This is a genomic window from Actinomadura sp. DC4 (assembly GCF_030406325.1).
Lineage (GTDB): Bacteria > Actinomycetota > Actinomycetes > Streptosporangiales > Streptosporangiaceae > Actinoallomurus.
Genome location: NZ_JAUEQY010000008.1, coordinates 31,827 through 58,249 on the forward strand (window position 1 = coordinate 31,827; position 26,423 = coordinate 58,249).

The following is a 26,423-nucleotide window of genomic DNA, read 5'->3' on the forward strand; positions in this document are numbered from 1 at the left end:
GGGCAACAGTAGTGGCGCCGTCGCTCATCTTGCGTGGCCTGGAGTCGCTTCCCGTCGAGCTGTAACGGCCAGGACGCGCGGCACCGGGACGCCGACCGTCTGGACCAGCCAGCCGAAGCCGCCCAGGCCCTCGCGGTCGATGAGTTCGGCGTCCTCGCCCGCCGCGCGCAGGGCCTGGAGGTAGCCGCGGGCGTCCGTACGGGCCAGTTCGAGCGGCGGGCGGGTGCCGTGCAGGCCCAGGGCGCGCAGCGAGGCGCGCTGGGTGGTCAGCAGGGTGCCGTCGGCTCCGGCGCCGACGCCCGCCTCGGCGCAGGCGTCCAGCGCGACGTGGGCCGTGATGTCGCACGAGCCGTCCGGGATCGGGGACACGCACCGGCCGTCGCGGTAGCCCGTGAGCGTGCCGTACACCGGGCGTCCCTCGCGTTCGTGGGCGTAGTCGATGGCCAGGGCCATGCCGCCGCGCATCCGTTCGATCACCGAGGCCCAGGCGGCGCAGCGGTAGCGGCCGATCTCGGCGCGGTCGCCGAGTTCGCCCAGCGGCCACCAGCGTTCGAGCCACTCGGTGTCCTCGCGGGAGGGAGCGGACCCGTGCAGCTCGGCGCCGGTGCTCGGGTCGACCACGACGAGCCGCGGCCCCGAACCGGTCAGCTCGACGACGTCGAGCGGCACGTTGTCGAGCCATTCGTTCGCGATGACCAGACCGGTGATGGAGTCGGGGAGGGCGTCGCGCCACTCGATGGCCGGGGTCAGCCCGGCGGGACGCGGGGCGACCTCGACGGCGATCGGGTGGAGCCGGCCGCCCAGGCCCGCGGCGGGCGCGATCTCGGCGAGCAGCTCGCCGGAGCCGGCGCCGACGTCGACCAGGTCGAAGCGCGCCGGATGGCCGAGCGTCTCGTCCACCTCGGCGACCAGCCGGGCCATCGCCTGCGCGAACCGCTGCGAGGCGTGCACCGAGGTGCGGAAGTGGGCCGCGGGGCGTTCGCCGCGTGTGTAGAAGCCGCCCGGCCCGTACAGCGCTCGCTCCATGGCCGTTCGCCATCCGACCTGACTCACGTCTTCGACCGTATCGCGTGCCCCTCAGGTCGTACGCGGGTTCCGCCCTGGGTTTGACGCGCGGCGGCCGAACGGAAAATACGCTTGGGCGATGTTCGCCCGACTCTTCGCCTGGCTGAGGCGGCACCAGCGGCCGGTGGACCTGGTCCTGATGCTGCCGTTCGGCCTCATGGGCGTGCTGGTGCGGTCCCGGTACGTCGACATGACGACGAGCGGCCTTCCCCGCGAGGTCCCGCTGGACATCCACCTGCCGCTGGCCGCCGCGATGTGCCTGCCGCTGATCTGGCGGCGCCGATGGCCGCGGGCGGTCTTCGCGATCCTCGCCCTCGCGGCGCTCGTGCAGTGGCTCATCGGCATCAACATCGCGGCCTGCGACTTCACCGTCATGGTCGCGATGTACACCATCGCGGCGCAGTGCGCCTTCCGGTGGGCGCTCGCGGCCCTGCTGGTCTCCGAGCTGGGCATGGCCATGGCCATCTACCACCTGATCGAGCAGCCGCACCCCGAGGACACCTGGAAGTCGCTCGTCCCGTTCTCGATCATGATCGGGGCGATCTGGCTGGGCGGGCTCTACATCAGCACCCGCCGCAAGTACACCCTGAGCCTGGAGGAGCGCGCCCGCAGGCTCGAACGCGAACGGGACGCGCAGGCCGAGGTCGCCGCCGCCGCCGAGCGCGCCCGGATCGCGCGAGAGCTGCACGACGTCATCGCGCACAGCATCAGCGTGATGGTCATCCAGGCCGACGGCGCGGCCTACACGGTCGACACCGACGCCGCGCGGGCCCGCCGGGCGATGGAGGCGATCGGCGCCACCGGCCGGCAGGCGCTCATCGAGATGCGCCGCATGCTCGGTGTGCTCCGTGAGGACGGCGCGGCCACGCTCGCGCCGCAGCCGGGCGTCGAGCAGCTGTCCGACCTGGTCGAGCAGATCCGCACCGCCGGGCTCCCGGTGGAGTTCGAGGCGGAGGGCGAGGCCCTGTCGATGCCACCGGGCCTGGAGCTGACCGTCTACCGGATCGTCCAGGAGGCCCTGACGAACGTCCTGAAGCACGCCGGTCCGGCGGCCGCCGCGTGGGTCGCGCTGCACTACGGTGATCGGGCGATCGAGGTACGGATCCGCGACGACGGGCGAGGCGCGACCTTCTCCGACGGACGCGGGCACGGCCTGGTGGGCATGCGCGAGCGTGCCGCGGTCTACGGCGGGCACGTGAGCGCCGAGCCGGTGCCGGGCGGCGGCTTCGAGGTCATCGCGCGGCTGCCGGTGAAGGAGGAGGTCAAGGCGTGAGTATCCGGGTGCTGCTCGTGGACGACCAGGAGCTCGTACGAACCGGATTCCGGATGGTCCTCGACGCACAGGAGGGCATCGAGGTGGCGGGCGAGGCCGCCGACGGGCGCGCCGCACTGGAGGTGCTGCGCTCAACGTCGGCCGACGTCGTCCTGATGGACGTGCGCATGCCGAAGATGGACGGGATCGAGGCGACCCGGCACATCTGCGCGGCCCCCGACTCGCCGAAAGTGATCATCTTGACCACCTTCGACCTCGACGAGTACGCCTTCTCGGCGCTCAAGGCCGGCGCCGCGGGGTTCCTGCTGAAGGACGCCGGGCCCGAGCAGCTCATCGAGGCGATCCGCGCGGTCAGCTCGGGCGAGGCCGTCGTCGCGCCGAGCACCACGCGCCGGCTCATCGACCGGTTCGTCCAGCACATCCCCGACGAGCAGGAGCAGGGGGAGACCGCGCTCGACACGCTCACCGCCCGTGAGGGCGAGGTGCTGAAGCTCGTCGCGCGCGGCATGTCCAACGGCGAGATCGCCGCCCGGCTGTACGTCTCCGAGGCGACGGTGAAGACGCACGTCGGACGGATCCTCAGCAAGCTGGGCCTGCGGGACCGGGTGCAGGCGGTCGTGTTCGCATACGAGACGGGCCTCATCAGAAGCGGACAGAATGATGACTGAGAGTAACGATTTCATTACGTGAGGCGGCGATCCATTGTCGTTCACACACTGTGTCTGGATAACTACCGTACGTGTCGACCGCACACTGGGCGGTCACGAATCTCCATGTACGGGAGGATTCACGTGCTCAAAAAGCTCACCGCGGCCGGGATCGTTGCGGCCGCCGCCTCGGGTGCTCTGCTCATGGCCGCTCCTGCGAACGCCGGCATCGACACCAGCGGCGACGGCGGCATTCTCTCCGGCAACCAGATCATTGCGCCGGTGTCCATCCCCGTGAACGTCTGCGGCAACTCCGTCGCGGTCCTCGGTATCAGCGGAGCGGGCTGCCGCGGCGGCGCCTCGGTCGGGGCTCCGTTGCACCACCACGGCTACCACCACCCCTGGGACTCCTGACCGGCCGCCGGCCTTCGCGGGCGGTCACACCCCCCGAATGGAGACCCCCGCACGGATCACCGTGCGGGGGTCTCCGTACGTCTCAGGTCGTACCTGCGTCACCACGACGGGCGACGTGACGCTGGCCGCGAGGCCGATGGCAGGGACTCCGCCCATCCCTAACTTTGGTCACGTTCCCCCCAGTGACCAAGGAGTCATCGTGACCAGCACCGTGATCCACGCCCCACCCGCCGTCGTCGCCACAGACGTGACCAAGGTGTACGGCTCCGGGGACGCCGCAGTCCACGCGCTCCGCGGCGTCAGCGTGGGGTTCGCGAAGGGCGCGTTCACCGCGATCATGGGGCCCTCGGGCTCCGGCAAGTCCACGCTCATGCACTGCCTGGCCGGGCTGGACACGGTGGACCAGGGTTCGGTGACCCTCGGGCAGGTCGAGATCACCAAGCTGTCCGACCGGCAGCTGACGCACCTGCGCCGCGACCGGGTGGGCTTCGTCTTCCAGTCGTTCAACCTCCTGCCGACGCTCACCGCCGAGCAGAACCTCCTGCTCCCGCTGGAGCTGGCCGGCCGCCGCCCCGACCGGCAGTGGATGGACCACGTCGTCGACACCGTCGGGCTCCGCGACCGGCTGTCGCACCGGCCGGGCGAGCTGTCCGGCGGCCAGCAGCAGCGGGTGGCCTGCGCACGCGCCCTGCTGCACCGGCCCGAGGTGATCTTCGCAGACGAGCCGACCGGGAACCTCGACTCCCGCTCCGGCGGCGAGGTGCTCGGTTTCCTGCGCTCCTCGGTGCGCGAGATGGGACAGACCATCGTGATGGTCACCCACGACCCGGTGGCGGCCTCGTACGCCGACCGCGTGGTGTTCCTGCGCGACGGGCGGATCACCGCCGAGATCTTCCAGCCGACGCCGGAGTCGGTGCTCGACGCGCTGAAGCGGCTGGAGGCCTGAGGTGCTGAAGACGACGTTGGCCGGCCTGCGCGCGCACCTGATGCGGCTGACCCTGACGGCGCTCGCCATCACCCTGGGCGTCGGTTTCGTGTCCGGCACGTTCGTGCTCACCGACACGGGCCAGGCGGGCTTCGACCAGCAGTTCACCGCCTCCGCCGACCGGGTCTCGGTCGCGGTGCTGAAGAAGCGCGGCGCCCCCGATGACGCCGTCATCCCTACCGCACTGCTCACCCGGCTCAAGGTCCTGCCCGGCGTCCAGGACGCGCAGGGCCAGGTACGCGGCGACGCGCCCCTGATCGGCAAGGACGGCAAGGCGTACGGCGACTTCCCGACGCTCGGCCTGTCGATCCCCACCGGCCCGCTCCAGCGCTACCGGCTGTCCTCCGGGCACCTGCCGACCGACGCCGGCGCGGTCGTGCTCGACACCAAGACCGCCCGGCGCAACGACGTCAAGGCCGGCGGCACCGTCAAGGTGCTCGACCGACAGGGCCGCCCGCGCTCGTTCACCGTGGCGGGCCTGATGGACTTCGGCGTCGACCAGGACATCGGCCTCCGCGGCGCGGTCGGCTTCACCCCGCCCGTCGCCGCCGAGATGACCGGCGCGCGCGGTTTCACCGAGATCGACCTCAAGGCCGCTCCGGGCATCGGTGACGAGCGGCTGCGCGCCGCGGTGGCCGCGACCGCGGGCGGGTCCTATGACGCGGTCACCAGCGCGCAGCTCGCCAAGCGGCTGGCCGCCTCGTCCGGCGTGTCGGCTGCCCAGCTCGCCCTGTTCTTCCTGGCCTTCGCGATCGTGGCGCTGTTCGTCTCGGCGCTCGTGATCTACAACACCTTCAACATCCTGATCGCCCAGCGGACGCGGGAGATGGCGCTGCTGCGCTGCGTCGGCGCGACGCGAGGACAGGTCTTCCGCGGAATCCTGACCGAGTCGGTGGTGGTCGGGTTCGTCGCGTCGGCGCTCGGCGTGCTCGTGGGCGTCGGCCTCGGCGCCGGGGGCGCCGCCCTCTTCTCCGCCGCGGACAACGCGCCGATGGGCCCGCTGACGGTCTCGCCCACCCCGGTGATCGTCGGCATGGTGGCCGGCATGGTCATCACGCTGGTCGCGGCCCTGCTGCCGGCCCGCGCCGCCACGCGTGTGCCCCCGATCGCCGCGCTCAACCGTCAGCTGGAGGGGCCGGTCACGGGCCGGGCGGGCATCATCCGCATCGTGATCGGCGGGCTGGCCATGGCCGCCGGCGTCGGGCTGACCGGGCTGGCGCTGGCCTCCGATCCCGGGCCGCAGGCGTTCCTGACGGTGCTGGCCGGCGGAATGGTGACCTTCTTCGGCATCGTCGCGCTCAGCCCGCTCATCGTGCGGCGGCTCAGCACCATCGTGGGCTGGCTGCCCGCACGTTTCATGGGCGTGCCCGGCCGGCTCGCGCGGGAGAACGCCGGCCGCAACCCCAAGCGCGCCGCGATCACGACCATCGCGCTCACCGTGGGCGTCACGCTGATGACCACCTTCTCGGTCGCGCTGGCCTCCCTGCAGGCGACGGCCGAGGCCAGGCTCGCCGAGCACTTCCCGGTCGACTACCAGCTCGTGACGCAGGTCGGCAGCGACCGGCTGATCCCCCGGCAGGTCGCCGCCGACCTGCGGGCGAAGCCGCAGCTCGCCAGCGTGATCGAGCAGCGTGAGGCGTCCGGCACCCTCGCGGGGCAAAAGCGGGACATCGGCACGCTGTCCGCCGGCTCGCTCGGCCACTCGATCAAGCCGAAGGTCGTGGCCGGCTCGGTCACCGACCTGGCGCCGGGCACCGTCGCGCTGGGCGAGGACGAGGCCAAGAGCCTCGGCGTCGGGGTGGGGCGGCGGCTCGGCCTGAAGACCGGTACGGGCGTCATCCCGCTGAAGGTCGCGGGCGTCTTCGCCGACGACGAGCCGATCCCGTCGATCACCATCGCGGAGAAGGACTTCGACCACGCCTTCGGTGCCAAGGACGACGAGAAGGTCGCCATCATGGCCAAGAAGGGCGTGTCGGCGGACGAGTCCCGCCGGGTGGTCGATCAGGCGACTGCGGCCTACCCGATGATCAAGGTGGCCAGCCTCACCGACATCAAGGCGCAGTTCACCGACGCGCTGAACCAGTTGTTCGTCCTGTTCGGAGCGCTGCTCGGCCTGGCGATCCTCATCTCGCTGATCGGCATCGCGAACACGCTGACCCTGTCGGTGGTCGAGCGCATGCGGGAGTCGGCCCTGCTCCGCGCCCTCGGGCTGACGCGTCAGGGGCTGCGCTGGATGCTGTCGCTGGAGGCGGTGATCATGGCGGTGATCGGCGCGCTGCTGGGCGTGGTCCTCGGCACCGGCTTCGGCTGGGCGGCGCTCGGCGTCAGCTTCGACGGCGCCGTGCTGGGCTTCCCGGTCTTGCGTATCATCGCGTTCGTCCTGGTCGCGGGCCTGGCCGGGCTGCTCGCGGCGGTGATCCCGGGCCGCCGGGCGGCACGGGCCTCCATCGTCGAGTCACTCGCCGGCGACTGAGGGCTACCGCTTGTCGGCGGCGTGTGGAGACAATCTTCACGCGCCGCCGTCGCGGTGCCGGCGGGGGTCAGTACGGGCCCGCGGGTAGGCTGGGCCGGACCGTCCGGTACCCCCGTAAGGACTGGAACGAACGTATGACCGCTTCTGACCAGCGTCCGGGGCGCCTCTCCGTGGGCGTGGTGGGCGCCGGCCGCGTCGGCTCGGCCCTCGGCCGGGCCCTCGGCCTCGCCGGCCACCGGGTCGTCGCCGCCTCCGGAGTCTCCGACGCCTCCCGCGAACGCGCCGCGGACCGCCTGCCCGGCGTCCCCCTCCTGCCGGTGCCCGAGGTCGTCGCCGCCGCCGACCTCGTCCTGCTCACCGTGCCCGACGACGCACTGTCCTCGCTGGTCGGCGGCCTGGTGAGCACCGGCGTCGACGTGCGCGGCAAGCTCCTCGCCCACACCAGCGGGCGGCACGGCGCCGCGGTCCTGGAGGCCGCCACGCGCGCCGGCGCGCTGCCGCTCGCGCTGCACCCCGTGATGACCTTCACCGGCCGCCCCGACGACGTCGAGCGGCTCGCCGGGATCTGCTTCGGCGTCACCTCGCCCGACCCCCTGCGCCCGGTGGCCGAGGCCCTCGTGGTCGAGATGGGCGGCGAGCCGGTCTGGATACCCGAGGACCGGCGCACGCTCTACCACGCGGCCCTGGCATCCGGCGCGAACCACCTGGTCACGTTGGTGGTCGAGTCGATGGACCTGCTCGGCCGCGCCGGCGTCGACAACCCGGGCCGGATGCTCGGCCCACTGCTCGGCGCCGCCCTGGACAACGCTTTGCGGCTCGGCGCGAAGGGGCTGACCGGCCCGGTCGCCCGCGGTGACGCGGGGACGGTCGCGGACCACGTCGCCGAGCTCGGCCGCGTCTCGCCCGAGGCGCGCGGAGCGTACGTCGCGCTGGCGCGGCTGACCGCCGGGCGCGCGCTGGACGCGGGCCTGCTCAAGCCGGACGCCGCCGAGCGGCTGCTGGACGTGCTCGCCGAGGAGCGCCGTCCGGACGCCGACGAAGGGAACCACCCATGACCCTCGTCATCGCCCGTACGCGCGAAGAGCTCGCGGCGGCCCGGGACTCGTTCGGCACCATCGCGCTCGTGCCCACGATGGGCGCGCTGCACGAGGGCCACCGCTCGCTGATCCGCCGGGCGCGCGGGCTGGCGAACACGGTCGCGGTGAGCATCTTCGTCAACCCGCTGCAGTTCGGGCCCGGCGAGGACCTCGACCGCTATCCGCGTACGTTCCCCGAGGACCTGGCGATCTGCGCGGAGGAGGGCGTGGGGCTGATCTTCGCGCCGACCGTCGAGACGATGTACCCCGAGAACGGGGACGGCGGCGTGACCGTCAGCTCCGGCGAGATGGGCACGGTCGTCGAGGGCGTCACGCGGCCGGGCCACTTCGACGGCGTGCTCACGGTCGTGCTCAAGCTGTTCAACCTGATCCGCCCGGACATCGCGGTCTTCGGGGAGAAGGACGCCCAGCAGCTCGCGATGATCCGCCGCATGGTCACCGACCTGAACGTCCCGGTGTGGATCGACGGCTGCCCGACCGTACGCGAGGAGGACGGGCTGGCGCTGTCGAGCCGCAACCGGTATCTCTCGTCGGCGGAACGCGTCACGGCGCTGTCGTTGTCGCTGGCGCTGCGGATGGGCGCGACGGCTTCACCGGACGGCCCGGCCAAGATCCTTTCGGCCGCGCGCGTCGTCTTGGAGGAGGCGGCCGAGACCGAGCCGCCGCTCGAGCTCGACTACGTGGTGCTGGTCGACCCGACGACGTTCCACGAGGTCGGCGAGGAGCACGTCGGCCCCGCCGTCCTCGCCGTCGCCGGCCGGGTGGGGTCCACGCACCTGATCGACAACATGCCGCTCTACCTGGCGCCCGCGCCGTCCACGGAGTCCTGATGTTCCGCACCATGTTCAAGTCGAAGATCCACCGCGCCACGGTCACCCAGGCCGACCTGCACTATGTGGGGTCGATCACGATCGCCGAGGACCTGATGGAGGCGGCGGACCTGCTGCCGGGCGAACAGGTGCAGGTGGTCGACATCGACAACGGCGCCCGCCTGGAGACGTACGTCATCACGGGCCCGCGCGGCAGCGGTGTGATCGGCCTGAACGGCGCGGCGGCCCGTCTCGTGCAGCCGGGCGACCTGGTGATCATCATGAGCTACGCGACGATGACGGACGCGGAGGCCCGCGCGTACGACCCCAAGGTCGTGCACGTGGACCGGGACAACCAGATCATCGCCCTGGGCTCCGACCCGGCCGAACCCGTGCCGGGCGCCGAGACCGTACGCGGGGACGTCGTCCACCGCTGAGGCCGCCTCCGGAGACCAGGGGTGTAACCGGGAGTTAACCGGCCCCCTGAGGAATCGGGCACACCGGAGACGAGTTAGAGTCAGTTTGACGAGAACTCGCCTCCCCCCAAGGAGGGGCCTCATGCTCCCTCGACGCCTCACCGCCTCCGACCCCGGCTGGACCATCGACACCGACATCGTCGTGATCGGATCCGGCATCGCGGGTCTCGTCGCGGCGCTGCGGGCACGTACGGCCGGACGGGTCCTGCTCGTCACCAAGGCCCTCCTGGACGACGGCTCGACGCGCTGGGCGCAGGGGGGCATCGCGGCGGCACTCGCCCCCGGTGACTCGCCCGAGGAGCATCTGGAGGACACGCTCACCGCCGGAGTCGGCGTCTGCGACCCCGAGGCCGTACGCGTGCTGGTGACCGAAGGGCCGCAGGCGGTCCGCGGGCTGATCGAGATCGGCACCGACTTCGACCGCGACCGAGACGGGCACATCGCGCTCACCCGCGAGGGCGGGCACCTGAAGCGCCGGATCGCGCACGCCGGCGGGGACGCCACCGGGGCCGAGATCAGCCGGGCGCTGCTCGCCGCCACCAAGGACGCCGGCATCGAGGTCGTCGAGCACGCCCTGGCCCTCGACCTCCTGGTCGAGGACGGCCGCGCGGCCGGCGTCACCCTGCACGTCATGGGCGAGGGGCAGCGCGACGGCGTCGGAGCCGTACGCGCCCGTGCCGTGGTGCTCGCCACCGGCGGTCTCGGGCAGGTCTTCGAGGCCACCACCAACCCCGAGGTCTCCACCGGCGACGGGCTGGCGCTCGCGCTGCGGGCCGGAGCCGAGGTCGCGGACGTGGAGTTCGTGCAGTTCCACCCGACGGTCATGTGGCTCGGGCCGGACGCCAAGGGCCGGCAGCCGCTGATCTCCGAGGCGGTACGCGGCGAGGGCGCCTTCCTCGTCGACGGCTCGGGCGAGCGGTTCATGACCGGGCGCCACCCGCTCGCCGACCTGGCCCCGCGCGACGTCGTCGCGAAAGAGATCATGAAGCGGATGCGCGAGACCGGCGAGCCGTGTGTCTACCTCGACGGCCGCAACCTCGGACCGCGCATCTGGGCGCAGAGATTCCCGACGATCCTCGCCTCGTGCGAGCGGCACGGCATCGACCCGGTCAACGAGCCGATCCCCGTCCTGCCCGCCGCGCACTACGCCAGCGGCGGCGTCCGTACCGACCTGTGGGGGCGCACCTCCGTCCCCGGCCTGTACGCCTGCGGTGAGGCCGCCTGCACCGGCGTGCACGGCGCCAACCGGCTCGCCTCCAACTCCCTCCTCGAAGGGCTCGTCTTCGCCGAACGCATCGGGCAGGCACTGCCCGGCGATCTCGGTGCGGGAGCCCCGGCGCCATCGGGGGCCGCCGGGGCACCCGCACCGGCACTCCTGGACCCGGCCGTACGCACCGAGGTGCAGCACATCATGACGACCGACTCCGGCGTGCTCCGGAACGGTCCAGGCCTCGACCGCGCCGCCACCGCGCTCGCGGCGCTGGCGGACCGTACGACCGACCGGCCGTGCACCGAGGCATGGGAGGCCACGAACCTCCACACGGTCGCGACCCTGATCGTCGCGTCGGCGCGCGAGCGGGAGGAGACACGCGGCAGCCACTGGCGCTCGGACTTCCCCGACGTCTCCGAGGACTGGCGCGGCCACCTCGTCTCGACGCTGACCGGCGAGACGCTCACCACGACGTTCCGGAGGGGCGCATGATCGAGCTGGATCCACAGGTTGTGGACGGCATCGTCGGTACGGCACTGGCCGAGGACGGCGAGACCGACGTCACCAGCGAGCCGATCTTCCCGGTCGACGCGACCGCGAGCGCGGACGTGGTGACCCGGCGCGCGGGCGTCGTGGCGGGCGTGCCGGTCGCGGCGGCCGTGTTCGAGAGGCTCGGGCTGTCGGTCAAGCCGGTCGCCTCCGACGGCGATCGGGTGGCGGCCGGCGACGTCCTGCTGTCCGTCGAGGGGCCGCTGCTCGGCCTGCTGCGCGGCGAGCGCACCGCGCTGAACTTCCTCACGCACCTGTCCGGCATCGCCACCGTCACGCGGCAGTGGGCGGACGCGATCGAGGGCACCGGAGCGAAGGTCCGCGACACGCGCAAGACGCTGCCCGGGCTGCGGGTCCTGCAGAAGTACGCGGTCCGCTGCGGCGGCGGCGTCAACCACCGCATGTCCCTGCAGGACGCCGCGCTCATCAAGGACAACCACGTCGCGGCGGCCGGCTCGGTCACCGCGGCGTTCAACGCCGTACGCGCTCCCGGCCTGCACGTTCAGGTGGAGTGCGACACGCTGGAGCAGGTACGCGAGGCGCTGGAGGCGGGCGCGACGTCGATCCTGCTCGACAACATGAGCGTCGCCGAGATGACCGAGGCCGTACGCCTGACCGGAGGGCGGGCCGCGCTGGAGGCCAGCGGAGGCCTCACGTTGGACGGGGCCCGAGATGTGGCCGAGACCGGAGTCGACTACCTTGCGGTGGGAGCGCTGACGCACTCCGCGCCTGCTCTCGACATCGGCCTTGACCTCATCCCGCGGGGACCTGATGCTGCTAACGATCGACGTCGGTAACACCCACACCGTGCTCGGCCTGTTCGAAGGCGAAGAGGTCATCGAACACTGGCGGATCAACACCGACGCTCGACGCACCGCCGACGAGATCGCGGTCGTGCTCCAGGGGCTCGTCCAACAGAGTCCGCTCCTCGCCGAGACCGACATCAGCGGCATCGCGCTCTGCTCCACCGTCCCCTCGGTCCTGCACGAGATGCGGGAGATGTGCCGCCGCTACTACGGCGACGTCGCCGCCGTGATCGTCGAACCGGGCGTCAAGACCGGCGTTCCGGTGCGCATGGACAATCCCAAAGAGGTCGGCTCCGACCGCATCATCAACACGCTGGCCACCACGCACATCTACGGCGGCCCGGCGGTCGTGGTCGACTTCGGCACCGCCACGACGTTCGACGCGGTCTCGGCCAAGGGGGAGTACGTCGGCGGCGCGATCGCCCCGGGCATCGAGATCGCGGTCGACGCGCTGTCCAAGCGCGGCGCGCAGCTGCACAAGGTCGAGCTCGTACGGCCCCGCAGCGTCATCGGCAAGAGCACGGTCGAGGCGTTGCAGTCGGGCATCATCTTCGGCTTCGCCGGGCAGGTCGACGGCGTGGTCGAGCGGATGTCGGAGGAGCTGGCCGACAACCCCGAGGACGTCACCGTGGTCGCCACCGGCGGCCTCGCGCCCCTGGTCCTGGACGAGGCCCGCACCATCGACGCGTACGAGCCCTGGCTCACCCTGATCGGCCTGCGCCTCGTCTACGAGCGCAACGTGGGCGTCTCGGCCCCGTAGCACCGGAACCGGCCGGCCCGGGGGACGGCGGAGCCGGCCGCGGTACGCCGCCGGTCAGCGGCTGATGACGTCGAACTCGCGCACGCACCTGTTCACGCCCCCCGCCGCCGGACCTGGAGCCCTCGGGGGCGAGCGCCCGCGGCGCGATCGGTTCGCCGGGGCGGGGGAGCGGTCGGTAGCCTTGCGGATCGTGAACGAGTCGCATGAGGATCTTCCGGAGCAGATGCGCATCCGCCGGGAAAAGGCGGAGCGGCTGCGTGAGAGCGGGGTGGACCCCTATCCCCTGGGCTTCCCCCGTACGACCATGATCGCGAAGGTCCGCGCGGACCACCCCGATCTGGAGCCCGGGACGTCCACGGGTGAGAAGGTCGGCGTCGCCGGTCGCGTCATGCTGGCCCGCAACACCGGCAAGCTCTGCTTCGCGACGATCCGTGACGGCAGCGGCGACATCCAGATCATGCTGTCCCTCGCCAACGTCGGCGAGGAGGCTCTGGAGTCCTGGAAGCGCGACATCGACCTCGGCGACCAGGTCGGCGTCGAGGGCGAGGTCATCACGTCCAAGCGCGGCGAGCTGTCGATCATGGCCGACCGGTTCGCGCTCACCTCGAAGTGCCTGCGGCCGCTGCCGGAGAAGCACGCCGGCCTGACCGACCCCGAGGCCCGCGTACGCCAGAGGTATGTCGACCTGATCGTCAACGACGACGCCCGGCGCATGGCCCGGCTGCGCAGCGACACGGTCCGGGCGATTCGCGACCACATGAACGCCCAGGAGTACCTCGAGGTCGAGACCCCGATGCTCCAGCGCATCCACGGCGGCGCGGCCGCGCGTCCGTTCACGACGCACATCAACGCCTACGACATGGACCTCTACCTGCGCATCGCGATCGAGCTGTACCTCAAGCGGCTCGTCGTCGGCGGCATCGAGAAGGTCTACGAGATCAGCCGCAACTTCCGCAACGAGGGCGCCGACTCCTCCCACAACCCCGAGTTCACGATGCTCGAGGCCTACCAGGCGTACGGCGACTACGACACGATCGCCACCCTGACCAGGGAGATCTACCAGGCCGCGGTGGTGGCCGCCCTGGGCACCACGGTCGTGGAGCACGAGGGCCAGGAGATCGACCTGGGCGGGGACGCCTGGCCGCAGGTGACGCTGTACGACGCGGTGTCGGCCGCGGTCGGCGAGGAGCTGACCACCGAGACGCCGATCGACCAGGTCCGCAAGTTGTTCGACCTGCGGGAGCTGGAGCACAACCCGGCGTGGGGCCAGGGCCGGCTGGTCCAGGAGCTCTTCGAGGAGCTGGTCGAGCACACACTCGTCCAGCCGACGTTCGTCCGCGACTATCCGCTGGAGACCTCGCCGCTGGCCCGTACGCACCGGTCCAACCCGCTGCTGACCGAAAAGTGGGATCTGATCGGCTTCGGTACGGAGCTGGGTACGGGTTACTCGGAGCTGATCGACCCGATCGAGCAGCGCCGCCGCCTGACGGAGCAGTCTCTGCTGGCGGCAGGCGGCGACCCTGAGGCGATGCAGCTCGACGAGGACTTCCTGCGGGCACTGGAGTACGCCATGCCCCCGACGGGCGGTGTCGGCATCGGCATCGACCGTATGATCATGGCCTTCACCGGCAAGAACATCCGCGAGACGATCCTGTTCCCGCTGGTCAAGCCCGAATAGGCCCTACGGCGTCGCGCCGGGGTTCACACCGACGACGATCGTGGCGAGCAGGCCGTGTTTCAGCGCGGGCGCGTGGGCGTGGGCCGGGCGGAGCTTGAGCAGGCCCGCGCTGCCGCCGTTCTGGTAGATGCCGTCCTCGTCCAGCGGCGTGCGGTGGGTCGTGTTGATGGCGTACGGCTGGAGCTCGGCGACCTCCTCGGTGACCCGCTCGTCGAAGAAGAACTGGCCGGTGTGGGCGACGTGCCCGCCGGTGTACTTCCCGCCCGAGACCCTGCCGCCCAGGTGCACCTTCGCGTGGATGTGGATGGCGCGGCCGATGTACCAGCCGGGGTACAGGGTGCGGAACTCCACGACGCCGTGCCGGTCGCTGGTCTGGACGCCGCGCAGGAAGGTCAGGTCGTCGCTCGGCTCGACGTGGCCGCCGCCGGGAGGCGGACCGGACGGCGGGGGCGAGCCGGGCGGCGGGCCACCCGGTCCACCCGGTCCACCCGGTCCACCCGGTCCACCCGGTCCACCGGGCCCGCCCGGGCCGCCGCCGTTGCCGCCTCCGACGCCGAGCGCCGTGTAGCCGGAGTACTCCCCGAGCGCGTCGGTGTGCCAGATGTCCAGCGCGGCGTGCGGGATCGGCGCGCAGGTGGCGGCGTTGACGATGGTGGCGCGCAGGAGGACCGGCACGCCGTCCTTGTGCTCGGTGACGTCGCGGCGGAACAGCTCGTAGTCGAGGTAGTACGGGCCCTCCGTCAGTTCGGGGGCGAGCACGCAGTCCGGCCGCGCCGCCGAGCCGGACGGCGGGTTCGCCGTGGCCCAGGCCGCCGCGCGGCTCGCCGCCACGACCCCGGCCGCGCCCAGGCCCGCGCCGCCGAGCGCGGTCAGCGCCCGGCGGCGGTTCATGTGTTCGCGGCTCTCATCGCGCTCTTCCTGGTCATCGCGCTCGTCCATGCGCCGGCCACCCTTCGTTCTGACACGGGGATTGACGGTCTGTCGACCGTCAGCGGCGGTGACGCTAATCGCGGCAGATGAGAAAACGATGAGACGAATCTGAGATTCGCCGGGCGGCGCTCAGGCGACGTTGAAAGGACTGCAGCCGCTGTAGTACCGGGTCGTCGTGAGGGTCACCCTGACGTGGATGGACGCACACGTCTCATAGTGCTTGCCCGCGACCGCGGTGAAGGTCGGCGTCGCCCAGTTCGTCGTCGTCGCCAGTGCCGTGCAGGAGGTCTCGGCCGCGTTGCACTTGTAGAGCGTGAGGCTGTCGACGGTGGCGCCGGCGTCGAACAGGTTCACGTGGCCACTGACCTGGCCCTCCAGGTCGTACGTGCAGACGGTGGCGACGATGCCGTCGCCGAGGATCGAGGTGCAGGTGATGGGCGGCGTCGCGTGGGCGGGGGCCGCGAGGGGAACGGACGCCGCGGTGACGATGACGGCGCCCGCGAGACCGGTGGCTAAGTGACGCATGAGACCTCCTGTTGCCGAGGGGAGTCTCAAGTCTGCGCGTGGCGCCGGGACGCGGCCCAGCGGCTGACCGGACCTGGCTAGCGGAGTAACGGCGAGCGGATCACCGCGCGAGCGTGTCGGACGCGGCTAGCCGAGCCGTACGGGAAGCTCCGCGAGGCCGCGCAGGATCAGGTTGTTCTTGTACTTCGGGGGGCCCGGAACGGGAGCGACACCCCGCCGTACGAGCGCGGTCAGGGCGATCTGTCCCTCGACGCGGGCCAGTGGCGCGCCGAGGCAGAAGTGGATGCCCTGGCCGAACGCCAGGTGACGGGGCGCCTCGTTCACCCAGCGGGTCAGGTCGAGGCGGTCGGGGTCGGCGAACACCTCCGGGTCCCGGTTGGCCGCGCTCAGCAGCAGCATCACCATCTCGCCGCGGCGGATCGGCTGCCCGGCGACCTCGGTGTCCTCCAGCGCGGCGCGGACGCTGAGCTGGACCGGCGGGTCGTACCTCAGGAGCTCCTCCACGGCCGCGGCGGCCGAGCCGAGGTTGGCGCCGAACCAGGCGAGCTGGTCCGGCGCCCGCAGCAGCGCCAGCGTGCCGTTCGCGATCAGGTTGACGGTCGTCTCGTGGCCGGCGACGAGCAGCAGGATGCAGGTCGCCACCAGGTCGTCCTCGGAGAGCTCCTCGATGGCGGCCAGGCCGCTCAGCAGGTCGTCGCCGGGCGCGGCGCGGCGCCGGGCGGCGAGCTCGCGGAAGTAGGCGCCGAACTCCGCCCGCGCCTGCTCGCGCCGGGAGAGATCCTGCTCAGGGATGAGGAAGTCCGGGTCCAGGCCGCGGGCGAGCGCCTCGGACCAGCCGCGGAAGCGGTCGTGGTCCTCCGGCGGCACGCCGAGCATCTCGCTGATCACGATGACCGGCAGGGGATGGGCGAGCGTGGAGATCAGGTCGACCTCGCCGGACGGTACGGCCAGGAGCTCGTCCACGAGGGCGGCGACGCGGGGACGGAGGCGTTCGACCAGCCGCGCGGTGAAGGCCCGGCTGACGAGCCGGCGCAGCTTCGTGTGCTCGGGCGGGTCGAGCACCAGGAACGACCGTGCCCGCCGCGGAGGGAGCCGGCCCGAGCCCTCCAGCCCGTCGCCGTGGCCGAACCGCGGGTCGCGCAGGACCCGCGTGCACACCGCGAAGGACGGGGAGACCCACAACCCGGCCGGCGTCCGCTGCAGCGGGCCGCCCGCGCGCAGGTCGCGATAGTGGGCGTACGGATCGGCGCGGAACTCCGGGGCGAAGGGGTCGAAGCCGAGAACGGCGCGTACGTCCATAGGGCCTCCCTCAGTGCAGCAGGTGGTGCGCGGAGTACTCGATCCGCTCGCGGGCGCGCATCAGCAGCGCCGGGATCTCCCGCTCGGCCGCGTCGGTCAGGCGCATGGTCGGGATGGACACGCTGATCGCGTCGCGGGCCGGCCGCTGGAGCCGGAGGACGACGCCGAAGCAGCAGATCCCCGGGCTGTTCTCCTCGTTGTCGACGGCGTAGCCGCGCTCGCGTACGCGCCGCAGGTCCTTGGCGAGGGCGTCGTGGTCGGTGATGGTGTGCTCGGTCTGGCGTTCGAGCTCGGCGGGCAGGGCCGGGTCCGTACGGTCGGCGAGCAGCGCCTTGCCCAGCGCGGTGCTGTACGCGGGCATCCGCCGCCCGACGCGTACGACGGGCCGCAGGTCGTGCCGTGACGGCCGGGAGGAGAGGTCCACGACGTCGACGTCGTCGAGCCGGCCGAAGTGCACGGTCTCACCGGTCGCCTCGGCGAGCCACTCGAGCGTCTCGTGGGCCATGCCGACGACGGGGTCGCCGTCGATGTAGGACGCGCCGACGAGCAGCGCCCGCATCCCGATGCGATAGAGGGTGCCGGTGGGGTCGGTCTCCACCCAGCCGAGCTGGACGAGTGTGCGCAGTAGAGCGTAGAGACTGCTCTTCGGATAGCCCAGCTCCTGCTGGATCGCGGTCAGGCTGTACATGCCGCCCTGACGGGCGAAGAAGTCGAGCAGTGCGACGGTCCGCATGGCGGACTTGACGCCCGGCCCGGTCGAATCGGACGAGTCCATCCCAGCCTCTCTAGAGCGCCCGGCATACGCCGTGCTCACCCGAGATCCGGCGATCACACCGGAGCCGGACCACAGCCTAGTCCGCCCCAGATCTGTTCAGATATGCGAACAGTGGCTATGGTTATGGACACTTTGAGGTCGCACCCATCGGAGGAACCCCCATGGCCAAGATCGTTCTAGACCAGGTCGACAAGGCCTACAGCAACGACGTGAAGGCGGTGAACAACCTCAGCCTGGAGATCGAGGATGGGGAGTTCATGGTGCTCGTCGGCCCGTCGGGCTGCGGAAAGTCGACCGCTCTTCGAATGATCGCCGGCCTGGAGGACATCACCGGCGGCGAGATCTCCATCGGCGACCGGGTGGTCAACGACCTCGCGCCGAAGGACCGCGACATCGCCATGGTGTTCCAGAACTACGCGCTCTACCCGCACATGACCGTCGAGCAGAACCTCGCGTTCGGCCTCCAGCTCCGCGGCACCTCGAAGGCGGAGATCAAGAAGCGCGTCGGCGACGCCGCCAAGATGCTGGGCCTGGAGCAGTTCCTCAAGCGCAAGCCCGCCGCACTCTCCGGCGGCCAGCGGCAGCGTGTCGCGATGGGCCGGGCGATCGTCCGCGAGCCGCAGGCGTTCCTGATGGACGAGCCGCTGTCCAACCTCGACGCCAAGCTCCGCGTGTCCATGCGCGCCTCGCTCAACCAGCTCCACGAGCGGCTCGGCGTAACGACGGTGTACGTCACGCACGACCAGGTCGAGGCCATGACCCTCGGCGACCGCGTCTGCGTGCTCCGCGAGGGCCTCCTGCAGCAGGTCGACACCCCGCAGAACCTCTTCGACAACCCGGTGAACCTGTTCGTCGCCGGCTTCATCGGCTCGCCCGCGATGAACTTCGTCACCGCCGAGCTCGTACGCGACGGCGGCACGGCCCGGGTGAGCTTCGCCGGCTATGAGCTGCCGGTCCCGGCCGAGGTGTTCACCAACAAGCCGGGCCTGGAGGACTACGTCGGCCGTTCGCTCATCCTCGGCATCCGCCCGTCCGACTTCGAGGACTCCGGCCACAGCGGGCAGGACTGGCCGATCATGGCGGTGCACGCGGACGTCACCGAGGAGCTCGGCAGCGAGATCAACGCCATCTTCACGATCGACGCCCCGCCGGTCGAGCACAAGGACACCGCCGACCTCGCCAAGGACGAGGACGAAGAGGACTCCGCGATCCCGCTGACCGACAACAAGGCCCTGTGGACCGCCCGCGTCAACGCGCGCTCGCGCGTACGGCCGGGGCAGTCGCTGGAGCTGGCCGTCGACACGACGCGCCTGCACTTCTTCGACCCCGAGAGCGGCCTGGCCGTCGGCCACCCGGAGGCCGCCACGATCGAGCCCGTCAGCGCCTGAGTCTCGACAGAAGGGGCGGATCCGTGGGGTTCGCCCCTTCTTTGCGCTCCGGACGCCCTCAGGCGGCTCTCAGGCCGCGTTCAGGCGGACTCACGGACGACGAGGGACGGTGTCAGCACGAGCTGCCGGTGCTCGTGGTCGCCGGAGGCGCCGGACTCGGCGAGGGCCAGCTCGGCGGCGGTCCAGCCGAGCTCGTGCCGCGGCTGGCGCACGGTCGTCAGCGGCACGACCGACGTGCCGGCGAGTTCGATGTCGTCGTAGCCGACCACGCAGATCTCGCCGGGCACCTTGACGCCGGACCGGTGCAACTCGTTGACCAGGCCGATGGCCAGCAGGTCGTTGGTGCAGAACACCCCGGTCGGCAGGGGGTCGAGCTCCAGGAGACGCCGCGCCGCGTCCTTGCCGGCGGTGGGCGTCATGTCGCTGCGGATGAGCGTGGCCATGTCATGGTCGGGCACCCCGGCGGCACGCGCGACGGCCTCGGCGCCGGCGTAGCGATCGCGGATGGGCTCCTGCAGCAGCGGCCCGGTCACGATGGCGAGGCGCCGGTGGCCCCGGCCGAGCAGGTGGTTGATCGCGATCTCGCCGCCCGCGACGTGGTCGACCCGCGTGGAGCAGACGCCGTCGTACTCACGGCGGTCGAGGACGACGACCGACAGGCCGCGGGCGTGGAGGTCGGCGATGCGGGCGGGGTCGAGTCCGACCGGCGTGATGATCACGCCGCTGACGCGCTGCTCCTCCAGGAAGTCGAGACAGCGGCGCTCCTTCGCCTGGGAGCCGTCGCTGGTGCACCAGACGGCGTCGAAGCCGTCGGTGTTCATCGCCGCCGCGGCACCGCGCGCCAGATCGGTGAAATAGGGGTTGGCGAGGTTCTCGAGGACGACCCCGAACGTGCGGCTGCGGCCTTGGCGGAGCCGCCGGGCGCTCTCGTTCCGTACGAAGCCGAGCTCGCCGATGGCCGCCTGTACGCGCTCACGGGTAGCTTCGGCCACCAGGTTTGGCCGGTTTAGGACATTCGAAACTGTCCCAACGGAGACACCTGCACGCATCGCCACATCCCGGATGCTGACGGGCGGCACGCTCTCTTCCTCTCCCGTGACACAGTTTTCGCAGGTTAATAGCTGCGAAGAACTGTTTCCGATGTGTTATGTAGCGGGGCGTTTCCATGCGGCTACACGTCGTAACATTCGAACGCTTGACGGTCCGGATCCGGCCGCCTAGCGTTCCGGATCGAAGCCTAGCTTGAAACGATTCACGATCTTTGCCGGGATCGTTATCGAAGGGATGGGGGCGAGAGGCGTACCGATGACCCCTCCCGATCTTGTGGATTCCGGTCCCGGTCGCACCGCCGGGACGTTTCCTCGCGCACCCGGGGCTACGTCCCTTCAGGAATCCCCAACGTATGAATCGTTACTGGAGTTCCCCGGTCGCGCAGCCGAATCGGCACATGCGGCCACCTCCGGTCAAGCGCGCAAGGCCTACCCGTGCCCATGCGGCACCCCGCCGCATCCCCGTAGTCATCACCAGGGACGAGGGAGGACGGAGTGGAACAGGCCACACTGACACGCCGTGGCACCGACGATCCGCGACTGAGCGAGGACGAACTCCGGTTGCTCGCGCAGATCGCCACCGGTGTCACCGCAGATGTGGCAGCGCGGAAGCTTGAACTCAGCGCGCGGACGCTACGGAGGCGACTGCGATCGATATGTGATCGGCTCAACGTGAACACCCCCATCGAGGCAGTCGTGTGGGCGGCACGACGGCAGTTGATCTGACAGCGGGAGATCCGAGTGGGAGTACGGCCGCCCGCGAGCATTCGGGCGAGCGGCCGCTAGGGTCACCTGTTTGTGGAGACAGCTATCCGTCGCGCCCGGACAACGGACGTACGGGCGATCCGGCGGCTGGTCGACATGTACGCCGGTCCAGGCCGGCTGTTGGCCAAGCCGACCGTGACGCTCTTCGAGGACGTCCAGGAGTTCTGGGTCGCGGAGGATCGGGAGACCGGCGCCGTCGTTGGCTGCGGCGCGCTCCACGTGATGTGGGAGGACTTGGCGGAGGTCCGTACGGTCGCGGTCGATCCGGCGTGCCGCGGCCACGGAGTAGGGCATCGTATCGTCGCGCGCCTCCTGGAGACCGCGCGCGAACTCGAGGTCCGGCGCGTCTTCTGTCTCACCTTCGAGGTGACCTTCTTCTCCCGGCACGGGTTCCGCCGGCTGCAGGGCAGCCCGGTGGCGCCCGAGGTCTACGAGGAGTTGCTGCGCTCCTACGACGACGGAGTGGCGGAGTTCCTCGGCCTCGATCGGGTCAAGCCGAACACCCTGGGCAACACCCGCATGTTGCTGCACCTGGAAGGTGGTCGATGAGTCACTACCCGGAGCCGGTCGAGTCGCTCGCCCTCGCTCCCGTCTCCCGCCGTGCCGCCGCCCGCGTCATCGACGCCGGGCTGCTCGGCATCGTGGGCTTCGCGCTCATCCTGCCCTTCATGATCGCCGCCGTCGGCCTGAACGAGCCGGGCAGCCACGGCAAGGACGGCGGCGTGTGGTCCGGCCCGGCGGTCTTCGGCTGGATCCTCGTGGTCGCGATCCTGCCGTTCGCGTACGAGGCGGTGCAGCTCGCCCTGTGGGGGCAGACGCTCGGCAAGCGCGTCATGAGTTTGCGGGTGCTCGCCGAGAGCGGCGTGCCACTGGTGCCGGCGCAGGCCGTCGGGCGGGCCGCCGTGAACAACGTGCTCTATCTCTTCGGCTGCGGAGTCGGCACGGTGATGGCCTACCTCTGGGCGATCTGGGACGAGCCGCTGCACCAGGGCCTGCACGACCGGCTGGCCGGCACGGTCGTGGTCGACGACCGCGACTTCGAGGACGTCGGCGCACGCAGCGCCGATCAGCAGGGGACCACCGTCATGAGGCGGGAGAACCCATGACGGACAGGACCGTGACCGTGCTCGCGGAGCCGGCGCAGCGTCTGGTGGCCCGCCTGGTGGACACCCTGATCGTCGGCGTCCCGATCGGCACGGCGGCGACCGAGCTCTTCACGCGCGAGACCGCGCAGACGGTGGTCGCGCCGCTCGCCTTCGCGGCCGTCTACCTCGTCTACGAGGCGGTGCAGCTCGCCCTGTGGGGCCGTACGGTCGGCAAACGGCTGACGGGCATCCGCGTCGTCTCCGCCGACGGCTCGCGGCTGCGGGTCAGCCAGGCGCTGGTGCGGTCGGCGATCTACGCCCTGCCGCCGGCCGCGCGGCCGGTGCCGGTCCTCAACATCCTCGCGGGGATCTTCTGGCTCGCCGAGATCGGGCTGCTGTTCGAGGGCGAGCACCGGCAGGCCCTGCACGACCGGGCCGCCGGCACTCTGGTCATCGACACCCGCCCCCGGCCGGCCCCGGCCGCCGAGGCCGAGGACGTGCCCCTCTCCGAGGTCTGAGGCTCACATCAGGCGGAGCTGGTGGTCGCGCGGCTTGCGGCGCGCGGAAGGCTCGGAGCGGGTGACGTACTTGCCCGGGATGGCGCCCAGGAACGGCGACGGCTCGCGGCGCCGCGAGCCGGACAGATAGAGGGACGACCGCGCGCGGGTCATGCCGACGAAGAACAGGCGGCGCTCCTCGGCCTCGTCGGTGTCCGGCAGGCGCATCGGCAGCAGCCCGTCCTCGCACCCGACGATGAACACCACCGGGAACTCCAGGCCCTTCGACGCGTGCATCGTCAGCAGCGCGATCCGGTCGGCGCGCGGGTCGAAGGCGTCGACCTCCGCCCCGAGGGCCAGCTCGCTCAGGAACTCCTCCAAATCCTCGCCGCACCGGGCGGCGAGCGGGCCGAGCAGGTCGGCCGCCGTACGGAGGACGGTCTCGTCGTGGATCTCGGTGAGCGCGCCGACGGCGGCGCGGAGGCGCTCGGTGAGCGGCCCGCCGTGGTGCCGCAGCTCGTGCGCGAGGTCGCGTACGCCGGGGCGCTTCACGAGCCGGTCGTGCGAGCGCTTCTGGTACGGCATGCCGGCGCGGGTGAGAGCCTCCATGACCGGCTCGGCCTGGGCGGAGGAGCGGTAGAGCACCGCGATGTCGGAGAAGTCGAGATGGTCCTCGTGGTGGCCGTCCGCGCGCCCGGAGTCGAGGGAGTGAAAGGAGGCGCCGCCCAGGAGCCGGTCGACGGTCGAGGCCACGAACTCCGCCTCGGCCTGCGCGTCGGCGCTCTCGTGCACGCGGATGAGCCGCTCGCCGGAGCGCTGGGGGTCGAGCTCGCGGTCGGGTACGAGGCTGGTCACCCGGATCGCGCCGACGGCGCCGTGCACGATCGCGGGGGCGGAGCGGTAGTTGCGGGTGAGCAGGACGGTCGTCGCCTCGCGGAAGTCCTCGGCGAACCGGAGGAAGAAGCCGACGTCGGCGCCGCGGAACGCGTAGATCGCCTGGTCGGGGTCGCCGATCGCGGTGAGGTTCCCGTCCTCGGCGGCGAGCAGGCGCAGGAGGGCGTACTGCGTCTCGTCGACGTCCTGGTATTCGTCGACGCTGATCCACGGCCAGCGCTCGCGGTAGTGCGCGACGAGGGCGGGGTCGCCGGAGAGCAGGCCCACGGGCACGCGCAGCAGGTCGGTGAAGTCGGCGAGCCCGCGGTCGCGCAGCCGCTTCTCGAACGACTCCCGCTCCTCGGTGCCCTCGCCGGCGTCCGTACGGGGGCGGTCGAAGTCGGCGAGGAGCTTCTTGGCCTCCTTGTCCGAACCGGTCATCTCCCGGGCGATCTCCAACCGCTCGGCCTCGTCGGCGATGCGGAAGTCGGCGGGAAGGCCGGCGGCCTCATGGTGCTCGCGGAGGATCACGGCGCCGAGGCCGTGGAACGTCGCGACGGTCAGGCCGTCCGCCCGTCCGGGCAGGAGCGCCCCGAGGCGCTCGCGCATCTCCTCGGCGGCGCGGCGGGTGAACGTGATCGCCAGGCACTGCTCCGGCCGTACGCCGCGCTCGGCGACGAGATGGGCGATCCGGTGGGTCAGGGTCCGGGTCTTCCCGGTGCCGGGGCCCGCGATGATCAGCAGCGGGCCGCCAGGGTGCGCGGCCGCCACCCGCTGCTCCGGGTCCAGGCCGTCCAGCACGGAGCAGTTCTCCGCCTCAGCCGCCTCAGCGGCCTCCAGGATGTCCTGCTGCCCCTCGATCGGTGGTTCAGAATGTGCGGCCGTCTCGGCGCCGTGGGAAACATCCTCCGCCGTCTCCCCGTCGCCGTTCTGTTCGCCCGGCTCAGGCCCGTACGCGGCCTCTGAGCGTCTCTCAGCGGCCTTTCTCGTCTCCGGGGCGCTCTCGGGCAGATCGAACAGCCCGAAGTCGTCGGGAGCGCCGAGCAGGCCGACGGCGCCTTTGCCCTCACGCCGGAGCTCGCCCGGCTGGAAGAGCCGGATCTCGCCGTACTCCCCGTCGTAACCGGCGTCCCGGATGACGTCGCCACGCCGTAGCCGGCCGATCGCCTCGGCGAGGAGCTCGCCGCCGGCGTCGCGTACGTCGTCGAGCGGCACGTCGTCCAGGATCGACAGCTCGGGGCCGAGCGAGGACACCAGCTCGGCGATGTGGCCGAGAACCGACTTCGAGCGCGGGCCGACGCCGCGGATCTCACTGACGATCTCGGGCAGGGGGACCAGGTTGCGGAAGTCCGCCGCGCCCTCGGGCCGCCGGCCCTCCGGGTGGGCGGCGAGATCGTCGACGCGGCTGAGGACGCCGACCGTCAGCGGGCGCCCGCACGACGGGCAACGGCCGCCCTGTTCCTTTGTCTCGCCCGGCTCGAGGCGTACGCCGCATTTGCGGTGACCGTCGAGGTGGTATTTCCCTTCCTCCGGAAAGAACTCCACACTCCCGCGGTAACCGTCACCGGTTTCGAGCGCGGCGCGCAACGCGTAGTAGTCCATCTCCGTGTCGAACATCGACGCCTCGCGCGCAAGTGCGGGAGGGGAGTGTGCGTCGGAGTTGCTGACGAGTCGGTAGCCGTCCAGGGAGGGCACCCGCCAGTTCATCAGGGGGTCCGAGGAGAGACCGGTCTCGACGGCGAAGATATGGGAGGCGAGATCGTCGTAGCAGTCGGCCACCGCGTCAAAACCGGACTTGGAGCCGAGAACCGAGAACCACGGGGTCCACACATGCGCGGGAATCAGGTACGAGCCGGGGTCGCTCTGCAACGTGATCTCGAGCAGATGACGCGAGTCGAGACCGAGTATCGGGCGGCCGTCCGACGCCAGATTGCCGATCTTCGCTAGGGCCGCCGTGATGCGCTCCGCCGCCTGAAACGACGGCGCATAAAGGAGGTGGTGCACCTTCCGCGTGCGTTCACCCTTTTTGTAGATGGTCGAGATCTCGACGGAGAGTTGAAAACGAACCGGTTGACGGCAGGCGGGCGGTAGTGTTCGGCTCACCCGGCGTTCGAGGTCGGGACGCAGCCGGAACAGCCCCGGTTCTGCGGGCACGAGGTTCTCGCGCAGCTCCTCCATCCACGCGGGATGCGTGAAATCCCCCGTGCCGACGACCGAGACGCCTTTGCGTCCGGCCCACCACGCCAGGTGTTCAAGGTCACAGTCCTTGCTGCAGGCGCGGGAGTATCGGGAATGGATATGAAGGTCCGCGTAGAACGTCACGTCGTCGCCCGTCGTCTCTCAGATCGCCCACCCTGCCGCATTGGATCCTGTCATGCTCGGGGTCTTAAGATCGCCGGATCGCGACGACCGATGGATTCCGTGGTGCATGTTCGCTGCTCATGATCCCGTCACACGTGTCGCGCACGGCCGGGTAACGCATTCCGTAGTCGTCGCTGACTGTTAAGTGGCGGTACGTGAGGGTTATTCGGAGCGATACGAGCGTGTTGGTGGTGCCGTGACCCCTCCTGGCTTTTCGGACAGGCTCGGGCCGGTACGGCCCGGCGGTGCCGGCCTCGTCGTGACGCTGTGCTGACAACTCGCCGCAGCGTAGCGACGCTCCCGCCCGGACCTGTGAATCGGGGTCGCCACAAGGCGTACGGACCGGATGTCGTGAGGGGGTCCGGCCGGAAAACCGGGCCGCCGCGTGTCCCCCAAGCCGCTGCGAGACAATTCAAGGGCAGGGGCCGCGCGCACCCAGACGGCTTGGGGGACGAGGTCCGATAACGCGAGAACGGAAGGCATGCGCCGATGTGGAACGACCTTGCTGCGCTCGTCCCCCCTCTCACGGTGGCCGCCGTGTTCTTCGCGGGCGTGTTCTGGGTGGTGCGGAGAGAGATGGGCGGTAAGCGGAGGCGGGAAGACGCACCGGAGAAGCGCCGCTCGGACCAGTAAG

At 71.1% G+C, this 26,423-nt stretch carries 24 protein-coding genes; 17 read left to right on the forward strand and 7 right to left on the reverse strand.

Annotated features, from left to right (window positions below; all coding sequences use genetic code 11):
- Positions 1-24: 24 nt before the first annotated feature.
- On the reverse strand, positions 25-1,053 hold the full coding sequence (locus QWU11_RS15030) for an SAM-dependent methyltransferase (RefSeq protein ID WP_354670845.1): 1,029 nt from the start codon (positions 1,051-1,053) through the stop codon (positions 25-27).
- A gap of 91 nt (positions 1,054-1,144) precedes the next feature.
- Here QWU11_RS15030 and QWU11_RS15035 point away from each other — a divergent pair, with 91 nt between their 5' ends.
- The 12 genes from QWU11_RS15035 (at position 1,145) to lysX (ending at position 14,242) form a co-directional block, all read left to right on the forward strand.
- Positions 1,145-2,338: a sensor histidine kinase gene (locus QWU11_RS15035; protein WP_290108755.1), complete on the forward strand. Its 1,194-nt coding sequence runs from the start codon at positions 1,145-1,147 to the stop codon at positions 2,336-2,338.
- Entirely contained in the window at positions 2,335-3,006 is a 672-nt protein-coding gene (locus tag QWU11_RS15040) for a response regulator transcription factor (RefSeq protein WP_290108756.1), read from the forward strand. Before QWU11_RS15035 ends, QWU11_RS15040 begins: the two co-directional genes overlap by 4 nt.
- Positions 3,007-3,129: 123 nt before the next feature.
- The gene (locus tag QWU11_RS15045; protein WP_290108757.1) at positions 3,130-3,399 is read left to right on the forward strand and encodes a chaplin; all 270 of its coding nucleotides are present in this window, start codon (positions 3,130-3,132) and stop codon (positions 3,397-3,399) included.
- Positions 3,400-3,598: 199 nt separating this feature from the next.
- Positions 3,599-4,345 (forward strand): ABC transporter ATP-binding protein, encoded by a 747-nt coding sequence (locus QWU11_RS15050; protein WP_290108758.1) that lies wholly within the window; start codon positions 3,599-3,601, stop codon positions 4,343-4,345.
- A gap of 1 nt (position 4,346) precedes the next feature.
- Positions 4,347-6,857, forward strand: a complete 2,511-nt coding sequence (locus tag QWU11_RS15055; protein WP_290108759.1) for an ABC transporter permease — start codon at positions 4,347-4,349, stop codon at positions 6,855-6,857.
- A gap of 134 nt (positions 6,858-6,991) precedes the next feature.
- Positions 6,992-7,912 (forward strand): DUF2520 domain-containing protein, encoded by a 921-nt coding sequence (locus tag QWU11_RS15060; RefSeq protein ID WP_290108760.1) that lies wholly within the window; start codon positions 6,992-6,994, stop codon positions 7,910-7,912.
- On the forward strand, positions 7,909-8,784 hold the full coding sequence (gene panC / locus QWU11_RS15065; protein WP_290108761.1) for a pantoate--beta-alanine ligase: 876 nt from the start codon (positions 7,909-7,911) through the stop codon (positions 8,782-8,784). The genes QWU11_RS15060 and panC overlap by 4 nt, the downstream gene beginning before the upstream one ends.
- Positions 8,784-9,200, forward strand: a complete 417-nt coding sequence (panD, locus tag QWU11_RS15070) for an aspartate 1-decarboxylase (protein WP_290108762.1) — start codon at positions 8,784-8,786, stop codon at positions 9,198-9,200. Before panC ends, panD begins: the two co-directional genes overlap by 1 nt.
- 121 nt (positions 9,201-9,321) lie before the next feature.
- Entirely contained in the window at positions 9,322-10,941 is a 1,620-nt protein-coding gene (locus QWU11_RS15075; protein ID WP_354670846.1) for an L-aspartate oxidase, read from the forward strand.
- Entirely contained in the window at positions 10,938-11,795 is an 858-nt protein-coding gene (gene nadC / locus QWU11_RS47300; RefSeq protein ID WP_354670847.1) for a carboxylating nicotinate-nucleotide diphosphorylase, read from the forward strand. Before QWU11_RS15075 ends, nadC begins: the two co-directional genes overlap by 4 nt.
- On the forward strand, positions 11,770-12,564 hold the full coding sequence (locus QWU11_RS15080; RefSeq protein ID WP_290108763.1) for a type III pantothenate kinase: 795 nt from the start codon (positions 11,770-11,772) through the stop codon (positions 12,562-12,564). Before nadC ends, QWU11_RS15080 begins: the two co-directional genes overlap by 26 nt.
- 190 nt (positions 12,565-12,754) lie before the next feature.
- Positions 12,755-14,242, forward strand: coding sequence for a bifunctional lysylphosphatidylglycerol synthetase/lysine--tRNA ligase LysX (gene lysX, locus QWU11_RS15085; protein ID WP_290108764.1), 1,488 nt, complete (start codon positions 12,755-12,757; stop codon positions 14,240-14,242).
- A 3-nt stretch (positions 14,243-14,245) separates the two neighbouring features.
- On the opposite strand, the gene QWU11_RS15090 is transcribed toward lysX, so the two are convergent.
- From QWU11_RS15090 to QWU11_RS15105, 4 genes are all read right to left on the reverse strand, one after another.
- Entirely contained in the window at positions 14,246-15,181 is a 936-nt protein-coding gene (locus tag QWU11_RS15090) for an intradiol ring-cleavage dioxygenase (protein ID WP_290108765.1), read from the reverse strand.
- Positions 15,182-15,301: 120 nt separating this feature from the next.
- A complete protein-coding gene (locus QWU11_RS15095) occupies positions 15,302-15,697 on the reverse strand; it encodes a hypothetical protein (RefSeq protein ID WP_290108766.1) in 396 nt (131 codons plus the stop codon).
- 126 nt (positions 15,698-15,823) lie between these two features.
- Complete coding sequence (locus QWU11_RS15100; protein WP_290108767.1) at positions 15,824-16,996, reverse strand: cytochrome P450; 1,173 nt, start codon at positions 16,994-16,996, stop codon at positions 15,824-15,826.
- Between the two features lie 10 nt (positions 16,997-17,006).
- Positions 17,007-17,771, reverse strand: coding sequence for an IclR family transcriptional regulator (locus QWU11_RS15105; RefSeq protein ID WP_290108768.1), 765 nt, complete (start codon positions 17,769-17,771; stop codon positions 17,007-17,009).
- A gap of 161 nt (positions 17,772-17,932) precedes the next feature.
- Here QWU11_RS15105 and ugpC point away from each other — a divergent pair, with 161 nt between their 5' ends.
- Complete coding sequence (gene ugpC, locus QWU11_RS15110) at positions 17,933-19,159, forward strand: sn-glycerol-3-phosphate ABC transporter ATP-binding protein UgpC (protein WP_290108769.1); 1,227 nt, start codon at positions 17,933-17,935, stop codon at positions 19,157-19,159.
- An 80-nt stretch (positions 19,160-19,239) separates the two neighbouring features.
- On the opposite strand, the gene QWU11_RS15115 is transcribed toward ugpC, so the two are convergent.
- Positions 19,240-20,238 (reverse strand): LacI family DNA-binding transcriptional regulator, encoded by a 999-nt coding sequence (locus QWU11_RS15115; RefSeq protein WP_354670848.1) that lies wholly within the window; start codon positions 20,236-20,238, stop codon positions 19,240-19,242.
- A 465-nt stretch (positions 20,239-20,703) separates the two neighbouring features.
- On the opposite strand from QWU11_RS15115, the gene QWU11_RS15120 reads away from it, so the two are divergent.
- The 4 genes from QWU11_RS15120 to QWU11_RS15135 all read left to right on the forward strand — a co-directional run bounded on the left by QWU11_RS15120 (position 20,704) and on the right by QWU11_RS15135 (position 22,576).
- Positions 20,704-20,934, forward strand: coding sequence for a LuxR C-terminal-related transcriptional regulator (locus QWU11_RS15120; RefSeq protein ID WP_141955682.1), 231 nt, complete (start codon positions 20,704-20,706; stop codon positions 20,932-20,934).
- Between the two features lie 66 nt (positions 20,935-21,000).
- On the forward strand, positions 21,001-21,522 hold the full coding sequence (locus QWU11_RS15125) for an amino-acid N-acetyltransferase (protein WP_290109138.1): 522 nt from the start codon (positions 21,001-21,003) through the stop codon (positions 21,520-21,522).
- A complete protein-coding gene (locus tag QWU11_RS15130) occupies positions 21,519-22,079 on the forward strand; it encodes an RDD family protein (protein WP_290108770.1) in 561 nt (186 codons plus the stop codon). The genes QWU11_RS15125 and QWU11_RS15130 overlap by 4 nt, the downstream gene beginning before the upstream one ends.
- A complete protein-coding gene (locus QWU11_RS15135) occupies positions 22,076-22,576 on the forward strand; it encodes an RDD family protein (protein WP_290108771.1) in 501 nt (166 codons plus the stop codon). The genes QWU11_RS15130 and QWU11_RS15135 overlap by 4 nt, the downstream gene beginning before the upstream one ends.
- Positions 22,577-22,579: 3 nt before the next feature.
- Here QWU11_RS15135 and QWU11_RS15140 read toward each other — a convergent pair whose 3' ends face one another.
- Positions 22,580-25,606 (reverse strand): UvrD-helicase domain-containing protein, encoded by a 3,027-nt coding sequence (locus QWU11_RS15140; RefSeq protein WP_354670849.1) that lies wholly within the window; start codon positions 25,604-25,606, stop codon positions 22,580-22,582.
- Positions 25,607-26,423 lie beyond the last annotated feature (817 nt).

What these genes read in the sequence shown, in the direction of transcription:
- QWU11_RS15035 (WP_290108755.1), top strand. Translation starts at nt 1,145, where the DNA reads ATGTTCGCCCGACTCTTCGCCTGGCTGAGGCGGCACCAGCGGCCGGTG.
- QWU11_RS15060 (WP_290108760.1), top strand. Translation starts at nt 6,992, where the DNA reads ATGACCGCTTCTGACCAGCGTCCGGGGCGCCTCTCCGTGGGCGTGGTG.
- panC (WP_290108761.1), top strand. Translation starts at nt 7,909, where the DNA reads ATGACCCTCGTCATCGCCCGTACGCGCGAAGAGCTCGCGGCGGCCCGG.
- panD (WP_290108762.1), top strand. Translation starts at nt 8,784, where the DNA reads ATGTTCCGCACCATGTTCAAGTCGAAGATCCACCGCGCCACGGTCACC.
- QWU11_RS15075 (WP_354670846.1), top strand. Translation starts at nt 9,322, where the DNA reads ATGCTCCCTCGACGCCTCACCGCCTCCGACCCCGGCTGGACCATCGAC.
- nadC (WP_354670847.1), top strand. Translation starts at nt 10,938, where the DNA reads ATGATCGAGCTGGATCCACAGGTTGTGGACGGCATCGTCGGTACGGCA.
- QWU11_RS15080 (WP_290108763.1), top strand. Translation starts at nt 11,770, where the DNA reads ATGCTGCTAACGATCGACGTCGGTAACACCCACACCGTGCTCGGCCTG.
- QWU11_RS15090 (WP_290108765.1), bottom strand. Translation starts at nt 15,181, where the DNA reads ATGGACGAGCGCGATGACCAGGAAGAGCGCGATGAGAGCCGCGAACAC.
- QWU11_RS15095 (WP_290108766.1), bottom strand. Translation starts at nt 15,697, where the DNA reads ATGCGTCACTTAGCCACCGGTCTCGCGGGCGCCGTCATCGTCACCGCG.
- QWU11_RS15100 (WP_290108767.1), bottom strand. Translation starts at nt 16,996, where the DNA reads ATGGACGTACGCGCCGTTCTCGGCTTCGACCCCTTCGCCCCGGAGTTC.
- QWU11_RS15105 (WP_290108768.1), bottom strand. Translation starts at nt 17,771, where the DNA reads ATGGACTCGTCCGATTCGACCGGGCCGGGCGTCAAGTCCGCCATGCGG.
- ugpC (WP_290108769.1), top strand. Translation starts at nt 17,933, where the DNA reads ATGGCCAAGATCGTTCTAGACCAGGTCGACAAGGCCTACAGCAACGAC.
- QWU11_RS15130 (WP_290108770.1), top strand. Translation starts at nt 21,519, where the DNA reads ATGAGTCACTACCCGGAGCCGGTCGAGTCGCTCGCCCTCGCTCCCGTC.
- QWU11_RS15135 (WP_290108771.1), top strand. Translation starts at nt 22,076, where the DNA reads ATGACGGACAGGACCGTGACCGTGCTCGCGGAGCCGGCGCAGCGTCTG.
- QWU11_RS15140 (WP_354670849.1), bottom strand. Translation starts at nt 25,606, where the DNA reads ATGGAGGAGCTGCGCGAGAACCTCGTGCCCGCAGAACCGGGGCTGTTC.